Origin of the sequence: uncultured Campylobacter sp., assembly GCF_938045225.1 — a bacterium.
Taxonomy (GTDB): domain Bacteria; phylum Campylobacterota; class Campylobacteria; order Campylobacterales; family Campylobacteraceae; genus Campylobacter_A.
Map to the genome: position 1 here is coordinate 1 of NZ_CALINL010000218.1, position 8,420 is coordinate 8,420.

At 46.7% G+C, this 8,420-nt stretch carries 10 protein-coding genes; 9 read left to right on the top strand and 1 reads right to left on the bottom strand.

Annotated features, from left to right (window positions below):
* Positions 1 to 569 (top strand): formate/nitrite transporter family protein (locus tag Q0200_RS07890; protein WP_297939993.1); only part of this gene is annotated, 569 nt, incomplete at its 5' end.
* Between the two features lie 225 nt (positions 570 to 794).
* Here Q0200_RS07890 and Q0200_RS07895 read toward each other — a convergent pair.
* Positions 795 to 1,433: a Crp/Fnr family transcriptional regulator gene (locus tag Q0200_RS07895; RefSeq protein WP_297939994.1), complete on the bottom strand. Its 639-nt coding sequence runs from the start codon at positions 1,431 to 1,433 to the stop codon at positions 795 to 797.
* A gap of 209 nt (positions 1,434 to 1,642) precedes the next feature.
* Between Q0200_RS07895 and Q0200_RS07900 the strand changes: the two genes are divergently transcribed.
* The 8 genes from Q0200_RS07900 (at position 1,643) to Q0200_RS07935 (ending at position 8,204) form a co-directional block, all read left to right on the top strand.
* Positions 1,643 to 2,275, top strand: coding sequence for a riboflavin synthase (locus Q0200_RS07900; RefSeq protein WP_297939995.1), 633 nt, complete (start codon positions 1,643 to 1,645; stop codon positions 2,273 to 2,275).
* 25 nt (positions 2,276 to 2,300) lie between these two features.
* Positions 2,301 to 3,023 (top strand): polyphenol oxidase family protein, encoded by a 723-nt coding sequence (locus Q0200_RS07905; protein WP_297940002.1) that lies wholly within the window; start codon positions 2,301 to 2,303, stop codon positions 3,021 to 3,023.
* 120 nt (positions 3,024 to 3,143) lie between these two features.
* Positions 3,144 to 3,713 (top strand): tetratricopeptide repeat protein, encoded by a 570-nt coding sequence (locus Q0200_RS07910; RefSeq protein WP_297939996.1) that lies wholly within the window; start codon positions 3,144 to 3,146, stop codon positions 3,711 to 3,713.
* A gap of 135 nt (positions 3,714 to 3,848) precedes the next feature.
* The gene (locus tag Q0200_RS07915; RefSeq protein WP_297939997.1) at positions 3,849 to 4,064 is read left to right on the top strand and encodes an acetyltransferase; all 216 of its coding nucleotides are present in this window, start codon (positions 3,849 to 3,851) and stop codon (positions 4,062 to 4,064) included.
* A 190-nt stretch (positions 4,065 to 4,254) separates the two neighbouring features.
* Positions 4,255 to 5,394 carry a beta-aspartyl-peptidase gene (gene iadA, locus Q0200_RS07920; protein WP_297939998.1) on the top strand — a complete coding sequence of 380 codons (1,140 nt, stop codon included), beginning with the start codon at positions 4,255 to 4,257 and terminating at the stop codon, positions 5,392 to 5,394.
* Between the two features lie 284 nt (positions 5,395 to 5,678).
* The gene (gene rpsB, locus Q0200_RS07925; protein WP_297939999.1) at positions 5,679 to 6,479 is read left to right on the top strand and encodes a 30S ribosomal protein S2; all 801 of its coding nucleotides are present in this window, start codon (positions 5,679 to 5,681) and stop codon (positions 6,477 to 6,479) included.
* Positions 6,479 to 7,543, top strand: coding sequence for a translation elongation factor Ts (tsf, locus tag Q0200_RS07930; protein ID WP_297940000.1), 1,065 nt, complete (start codon positions 6,479 to 6,481; stop codon positions 7,541 to 7,543). The genes rpsB and tsf overlap by 1 nt, the downstream gene beginning before the upstream one ends.
* 4 nt (positions 7,544 to 7,547) lie before the next feature.
* On the top strand, positions 7,548 to 8,204 hold the full coding sequence (locus Q0200_RS07935; protein WP_297940001.1) for an ABC transporter ATP-binding protein: 657 nt from the start codon (positions 7,548 to 7,550) through the stop codon (positions 8,202 to 8,204).
* Positions 8,205 to 8,420 lie beyond the last annotated feature (216 nt).

Below are 8,420 nucleotides of genomic sequence, written 5' to 3' on the forward strand. Positions count from 1 at the left end.
AATTACCATTTGGCAAAACCATAGGCTACTGGGTAATTGTTTGGATATTTAACTTCGTTGGTGGCGCATTGATCGCTTATATGTACTACTACTCTGGTTTGCCACTAAAATACGACGGCTACATCTTGCAGCACTTCGTACCGGCCGGTATCGGCAAGATCACGGCGCCGTTTCACGAGCTATTTATCCGCGGTATCTTTTGTAACGTGTTTGTTTGTATGTCTATCTGGACTGCGACCAGCGAGAGCAACCTTGCGGGCAAATTTTTTGCCATCATGTGGATGATAGGCGCGTTTGTCGCATGCTCGATGGAGCACTGCGTGGCAAATATGTTCATCATCACCGAAGCCATCATCTCAAAAGCTCACTACATAGCAGCAAGCGGCGGCGACGTAAATGCGGCAGCAGCGTTGCTCCACACTACGGCTGATAAGCTAGATGTGCTAAACTGGGGAAATTTCATCGTTAAAAACCTAGTTCCGGTTACGCTAGGCAATATCTGCGGCGGACTTTTCTTTGTGGGATTAGTTGGATTTATGGCGAATAAATTTGATATGAAAAAGAAATAATTCCCCATAAATGAACGGATTTTAAACTTTAAAATTTTAAACCCGTTTCGGTTACGGACGACGAGTCCGCTCCCTTACGGGTTAAAATTTTAAAGCTAAACTACGCCTATTCTGTCTTGAATATTTATTACATAGCTTACTAAATTTACAAATTTAACTACATTAAATTTAAAAACTCAAATTTGGCGTTTTTGTCGTAAGGTTTTTGGTGCGTGAATTTAAATTTTAGTTCGTATAGCTTTGTAGCTTTTCATAATCCACTATCAAAAATTCATGCGGCGTTATGCGTCTGATGATGTCGTCTTTGATTAGTTCGTTAAAGGCCGTGCTTGCGCTTTGGCGCTTGAGTCCGACGAAGCTTGAAAGCACCTTTAGCGAAAACGGTAAAAAGACGTAGTGGTAGCCGTTTTGCGTCAAATTCTGCTCGGCGGCGAGCTCGACGAGGAAGTTTGCGATGCGCCCCTTTGCGCTTTCAAAAAGTATCGATTTTATGATTTGACGCTGCAGCAAGGAGATATTTACGAGTGTATCGGCGTATGCTTTGGCAAATCTCTCGTTTTTTAGTAGCTCGCCCATATCGCCCGCGTCGATCGAGTAGACCTCGCTATCCTCCAGGATCTCCAGCACGCACACGTCGTCCACGATCGAGATGTTGTCTTTTTGGAGGTGATAGACGATAAACTCCTCGCCGTCCTCGAAAAACGAGAGCTTGCCCGAGCCGCTTTTAAATATTACTACTTTGATTGATTCTGCGTAGATCGTGGCGCCTTTAGCCAGAAGCTCGTGGTTAAATTTAGCAAGTTCGTTTTGATCCAAAACGTCTAAAATATCGGTCTCGAGTAGACCTAGTCGTGATTTTTTCAAGTTTATCGTTTCTTATGATTATTAGTCGGCGATTATTTTATCTTAAATATTTTTAAAGTGTATTAAATTTTGATCAAGCTTTGGGCGATTGCTCTGCGGGTTTTGCATATTTACGCCGCGCTAAAAAGCGAGCGGTAAAATTTGGGCGTCAAATTTAGCCCGTTCTGAGGCTAAATTTTATAAAATAGCTCAAAATTTAAGGACGAAAAATGTTTAACGGACTGATTAGAGAGATCGCGCAGGTTGCGAGCTATTCGCAAAATACCCTGCGACTAAAAGCCGCATACCGCCCAAATTTAGGCGATAGCGTCGCGGTAAACGGCGCTTGTCTTAGCGTGACGCAGCTGCACGCAGACGGCTTTAGCGTGGAGCTTAGCGCCGAGACTAGGGCGCACATCGTGACGGAAAATTTGCGCGGACGCGTGCACATAGAGCCTGCCATGCGGCTAGCAGACCGCGTGGATGGGCATCTGCTGCAAGGCCACGTAGACGCTATCGGCGAGGTAGCGCGCATAGAGCGGCGCGAAAACGGGGTTGATTTTTATATAAATTTGCCCTCTAGCGTTATGCCGCTGATGGCAAACAAAGGTAGCATCGCGGTCGAGGGCGTGAGCCTCACGATCAACGAAGTTTTGCCCACAGGCGTGCGCCTAACGATCATCCCGATCACGTTTCGCGAGAGTTTGTTCGGCGAGTTTGAGTCAGGACGCCGCGTAAACGTGGAAAGCGATCTGCTCGCGCGCTACGTGGCTAGGCAGCTGGAGTTTAGCCACGGTGCCCAAAACGGCGGCAAAAGCGAGATTAGCTGGGACGAGTCGCAGCATATCGCGAGCCTTTATTAGGTTTGGCGGGTTAAATTTGACGAAAATGAAGCGGGAAATTTTAGACATAGTTTTTGAGAGCGAGCTCCTAAAACTCGGCTTTACGACGCGTTTTGGCGGAGTAAGCGAGGGCGCGTACGAGGGTTTAAATTTGGGTGATCACGTCGGCGACTTGCCCGCAAACGTCGCTAAAAATCGAGAAATTTTAGCCGAGCAAATCGGCATCGCACCCGACAATCTAAAATTTATGCATCAAATTCACTCAAATCGCGTGGAAATTTTGCGAAATCTTGATGATGAGCTACAGCCTTGCGACGGCGTGATAACCGCGCTTAGAGGCGTAGTGCTTTGCGTTTTGGTTGCCGACTGTTCGCCCGTTTTGATCGCGGACGAGAGGCGCGGCGTGGTTGCCGCCGTACATGCGGGCAGAGCGGGCGTAACGGGTAAAATTTGTACGAATGCGGTAAATTTGATGGCGAGCGAGTTTGGCTGCGAGGCTGGCGATCTGCGCGTATTCGTGGGCGCAAATATCAAAGCGCGAAACTACGAGGTGGGCGAGCTAGATATGGCCGAGTTTAACCGCTATAAAAATGGCGGCAAATTTGACATGGAGGCAGCCTTGCGGGACGAATTTGCCGCGCTTGGCGTTGAGCGAGCGGAGTTTGATCCGCGCTGTACGTTTGAGACGAGGGAGCTATTTTCATATCGCAGAGAGGGCGTCACGGGACGATTTTGCGGCTTTGCGATGAATAAAATCTTGTCAAAATAGCCGTGGGCTCTAAATTTGGGCGCCGACGAGAGTGAGGCTGGGCAAGTTTAGTTAAAATTTCATTTATGTTTATTAAAAAGGGCTAAAATTTAAATCGAAACCTCATAAAAAGGAGTCAGTATGAGAAAAATTTTACTTTGTTTGATTTTTGCGGCGAGTGCGCTTTTGGCAGCACAAACGAGATCCTCAAACGAGATGGCAAGCGTCCCTGCGAGCGCGCCTGCAAATTTGGCAAACAAGCAGTTTGAAGACGCGCTAGCGATGTACCGAGTCTCGGATTTTAGCGAGGCGGCGAGACTCTTTAATCTAGCGTGCGAAGGCGGACATGCGCGTGCCTGCTACGATATAGGCGCGATGATCGCTAGCGGCAAGGTCGCAGCAAAGCAGCCTGGGGCGGCGGCTAAATTTTACGAGCGAGCTTGCAAAATGGGCGATAAGCTGGGCTGCTACGCGCTAGCGTATGCGTACCAGACGGGTGCCGGCATAGCAAAAAACGAAGCTCGGGCGTACGAGCTCTATAAAAACTCATGCGAGCTTGGGCTAGCTAAAGGCTGCAACGAGGCGGGCTACATGAGCGAGCGCGGCATGGGCGTAAGTGCGGACGTCAAAGCCGCGGTTAAATTTTACGAAAAAGCGTGCAAGATGGGGCTAGAGGTCGGCTGCGAAAACGCTAAAATCTTAAAGCGTTAAGCCAGGCTAGAGCCTTAAATTTAACTCGGTCGCGTGTTTTGCGTCTTGCAAAGTGCGCGCCGAGTTTAAATTTGAGCCGAAATTTACTGCAAATTTTTTATAATAACCCTAAAAATCCACTAAAAATCGAGAAAAATGCCATACGAAAATTTTAAATCAAAAAATCCTCTCGCGGCAAAAATCGCCGCAAATGCGAGAAAATTTGACGTCCAGACGCTGCAAAACGAGCAGCTCGTAAATTTGCTTTTAAGTGAGAAAAAGATCGAAATCTCGGACGAGCAAAAAGAGGCCGTAGAGCGCGTATTTACGGGACTAATGAAGATAGAAGAGAGCGTACAGCTAAGCGGATAGTCGGCTAAATTTGACTACCTGCTAAATCTACAAAAATAAAACCAAGTATCACTCAAACTACCGTTTCTCCGCCCAAAACCGAAATATCCTGTTTTTATCAAATTTGATGTAAAATGACGGCGTGATATCGTAGTCAAAATAAGCCAAAAACGTAAATTTGCATTCAAAAATCCAAAGCAAAGGAGAAAATATGCTGTTACTTAAAAATGCCGACCTATACGCGCCCGAGCATGTCGGCAGGAGCGACGTTTTAGTAGGCGGAGGTAAAATTTTAGCCGTTTCTAATGGGCTTGATTTTCGAGTTGAAGGTCTTGAGATTTACGACCTAGCGGGTAAAATTTTAGCGCCGGGGCTCATCGATCAGCACGTGCACATCACGGGCGGCGGCGGCGAGGCGGGCTATCACTCGCGAACGCCCGAAATAACGCTATCGCAAATCATCCGCTACGGCACGACGACGGTCGTGGGGACGCTGGGTACGGATGGGTGCACTAGGAGCCTGGAAAACCTCTACTCAAAAGCCAAAGCGCTCGAATACGAGGGCATCTCGACCTTCATCCACACCGGCTCTTACGCGCTGCCTAGCGTTACATTTACGGGCTCCGTCACGCGCGATCTGGTGCTCATCGACAAGGTTATCGGCTGTAAGATCGCAATGAGCGACAACCGCGGCAGCTACCCGACCTCTCAGGAGCTCATCAAAACCCTAACGCAGATCCGCATCGGCGGAATGATCTCGAAAAAAGGCGGCGTGCTGCACATGCATATGGGCGGGCTCGCGGATAAATTTGACCTGATTTTTAGCGTGATCAAGGATTATTCGTTCCCGGTTAATTACTTTTCGCCGACGCATTGCGCGCGGACAAAGGAGCTTTTTGATGAAGCGATCAAATTTCAAAAAATGGGCGGCTATATCGACATCACGAGCGGCGGAAGCCAGTTTATGCCGCTTCACGAAGCTATCGCGTACGGGCTTGCTAACGGGCTAAATTTAGAGCGCCTAACGATGAGCTCGGACGGCAACGGCAGCGTGCCTAGATTTGACGATAACGGCGCATTGGTCGGCTACGGCTGCGCTTCGTGCGAGACGAATTTAGAGGTCTTGCAGGCCTGTGTCAAAAATAAAATCCTAACTATCCCGCAAGCGCTAAGCATGATGGGCAAAAACGTCGCAAAATATCTAAATTTAAACGGCAAGGGCGAGATAAAAGCTGGCTTTGACGCTGATTTTGCGGTATTTGACGAAGCTCTAAATTTAGATAGCGTGATCGCGAAAGGGGAGTTTTGCGTGAAAGAGGGCAAGCTCGTGAAAAAGGGATTTTTTGAGTGAAATTTGAAACAAATTCGCCGCTTCCTTAAAATTTGGCGAGTTTAAATTTGACGTATAATCTTGCTCGCGCCGCTTGCGAGCATCTAGCCTTTACGGCGCAAAATTTAACCGCGCCGAGGTTTGGATTATATTAAATTTAGCTTTAATTCAGTTATTTTTAAATATAATCCAACCTTCAATTCGCACACACCAGTCCTAAAATTTGGTTGCGTTTGTCAAAAGCAAATGTTAATGGGTGTGGAGGAGAAACCTAAATTTCGGGGCAACCCACAAGGAGAAAACTCATGGTAACAATGAGAGATTTGCTAGAGTGCGGCGTTCATTTCGGACACCAAACGCGCAGATGGAATCCGAAGATGAAAAAATTCATTTTCGGCGAGAGAAAAGGTATCTATATCATAGATCTACAAAAAACTATCCGCTACTTCCGCTACACTTATAACGTCGTTCGCGACGCGGCTGCAGAGGGTAAAACTATACTTTTCGTAGGTACTAAAAAGCAAGCCGGTGCAACTCTAAAAGAGTATGCCGAAAAATGCGGCATGCCGTACGTAAATCACCGTTGGCTAGGCGGCATGATGACGAACTTCGGTACTATCCGCCAGTCTATCCGCAAACTAGAAGTTATCGAGACTATGGAAGAAGATGGTTCGATAAATTTACTAACTAAAAAAGAGGCTTTGATGCTTCGCCGCAAAAAAGAGAAGCTTCTAGCGTCTCTAGGCGGTATCAGAAACCTAAAAACCGTGCCTGATATGATTTTCGTCATCGACACCGTAAAAGAAAAAATCGCCGTTCAAGAGGCTAATCGCCTAAAAATCCCTGTCGTAGCTCCGATCGATACAAACTGCGATCCTGACGTTATCGACTTCCCGATCCCCGGCAACGACGACGCGATCCGCTCAGTTCAGCTTTTCTGCCAAGAGATGGCTGAGGCTATCATCGAGGGACGCTCTCAGCTTGAAAAAGACGGCGGCGAGCAAGAAGAAGGCAAAGAGGTCGTAAGTCAAGCTGAAAAAGACGCAGTCGTAAACGAGGCCGTTAACGAAGACTTCTCCGAGGACTTCAGCGAGGACGAAGAATAATGGAAATCAGCGCACAAATGGTAAAAGAGCTCCGCGAATCAACCGGAGCCGGAATGATGGACTGCAAAAAGGCGCTAGCTGAAGCTAACGGCGATATGGAAAAAGCCGTCGATATATTGCGCGAAAAAGGTCTAGGTCAAGCTGCTAAAAAAGCTGACCGCCTAGCTAGCGAGGGTCTTGTGAGTGTTGTTGTTTGCGATCACTGCAAAACCGCAACTATCAGCGAGATAAACTCTGAGACTGACTTCGTCGCTAAAAACGCTCAGTTTCAAAATTTGACAAAAGACACTACGGCGCACATCCAAACGAATTTGATAAAAGACGTCGAGAGCCTAAACGCAAGCGTTATCAACGGCGTTAAATTTGAGGATTATTTTAAAACCCAGATCGCTACTATCGGCGAAAATTTGGTCGTTCGCCGCTTTGAGACTATAAAAGCGGACGACAAAGGCGTAGTAAACGGCTATGTGCACTCAAACGGCCGCGTAGGCGTGCTTATCGGCCTAGCTTGCGAAAGTGCAGAAATCGCTAACAAAGCAGCTGAATTTGCAAGAAATTTATGCATGCATGCAGCTGCTATGAAACCAAGCGTAATAAGCTATAAAGACCTTGATAAAGATTTTGTCGAGAAAGAATTTATCGCGCTTCGTGCTGAGCTCGAAAAAGACAACGAAGAGCTAAAACGCCTTGGCAAGCCGCTTCACCACATCCCTGAGTATGCTAGCCGCTGCCAAATAGGCGATGCCGAGCTTGCTAAGGCTACGAAAGCGATCGAAGAAGAACTAAAAGCCGAGGGTAAGCCTGAGAAAATTTGGGATAAGATCATACCTGGCAAGATCGAGAGATTTTATGCCGACAACACCGTTTTAGATCAGCGCCTTACGCTGCTTGGACAGTTTTACGTAATGGACGATAAAAAAACTATCGAGCAAGTCGTTGAAGAAAAAGGCAAAGAGCTAGGTGGCAAGATCGAAGTAGTAAAATACGTTCGCTTTGAGCTTGGCGAAGGTTTAGAGAAGAAAAACGAAGACTTTGCAGCCGAGGTTGCGGCTCAAATAGGCTAAATTAATGGAAATCTTAAAGGGCGTAAATCTAGGCTTTGCGTATGATTATACGCTCTTTGAGAATGTAAATTTAAGCGTCAATGCCGGCGGCAGTTGCGCTATAACGGGCGTCAGCGGCTGCGGCAAATCAACCATACTCCACATACTTTCCACTCTTTTGCGACCCAAAAACGGCGAAGTTATCTACGGCGGCAAGTCGCTTTACGATCTATCAGCAAACGAGCTCTTGCGTATCCGCAGATTTGATTTCGGTATCATTTTTCAGGCGCATTATCTTTTTAAAGGCTTTAGCGCGCACGAAAATATCGAGCTGGCCTCCGTTTTATCCGCACAAAAGATCGACGATGAAATTTTGTCAAATTTAAAAATAGACGGCGTAATGAATCAAAAAGTAGGCGAGCTAAGCGGCGGCCAGCAGCAGCGCGTCTCAATCGCTAGGGTGCTTTGTAAAAAACCGCGCGTGATATTTGCCGACGAGCCTACGGGAAATTTAGACAAACAGACAGCAAACGAGGTGATGCAAACGCTGTTTAACTACATAAAAGCAAACGATGCGGCACTGGTTTTGGTTACTCACGACAACGAACTTGCGCAAAGATGCGACGAAGTTTATCGCCTCGAAGACAAGAAATTCTCTTTAATTTCTTCCGAAGCTATTTAAATATTTTTACAGACTACGAGTTTTCAAATTTACCGTTTAAAATTTGCGCGCCAAATTTGCGAGCTTTTTTTAAGTAAAATTTATCGTAAGATGTTTTGGATTCGCAAGACGTAGCGACTTGTTAAAAATTTAGTTTCGACTTCGCCAACCGACGAAACATAAAAACGAATGCCTACATCTCGCCGCCCCGCAAAACTAAAATTTAACGCAAAAACA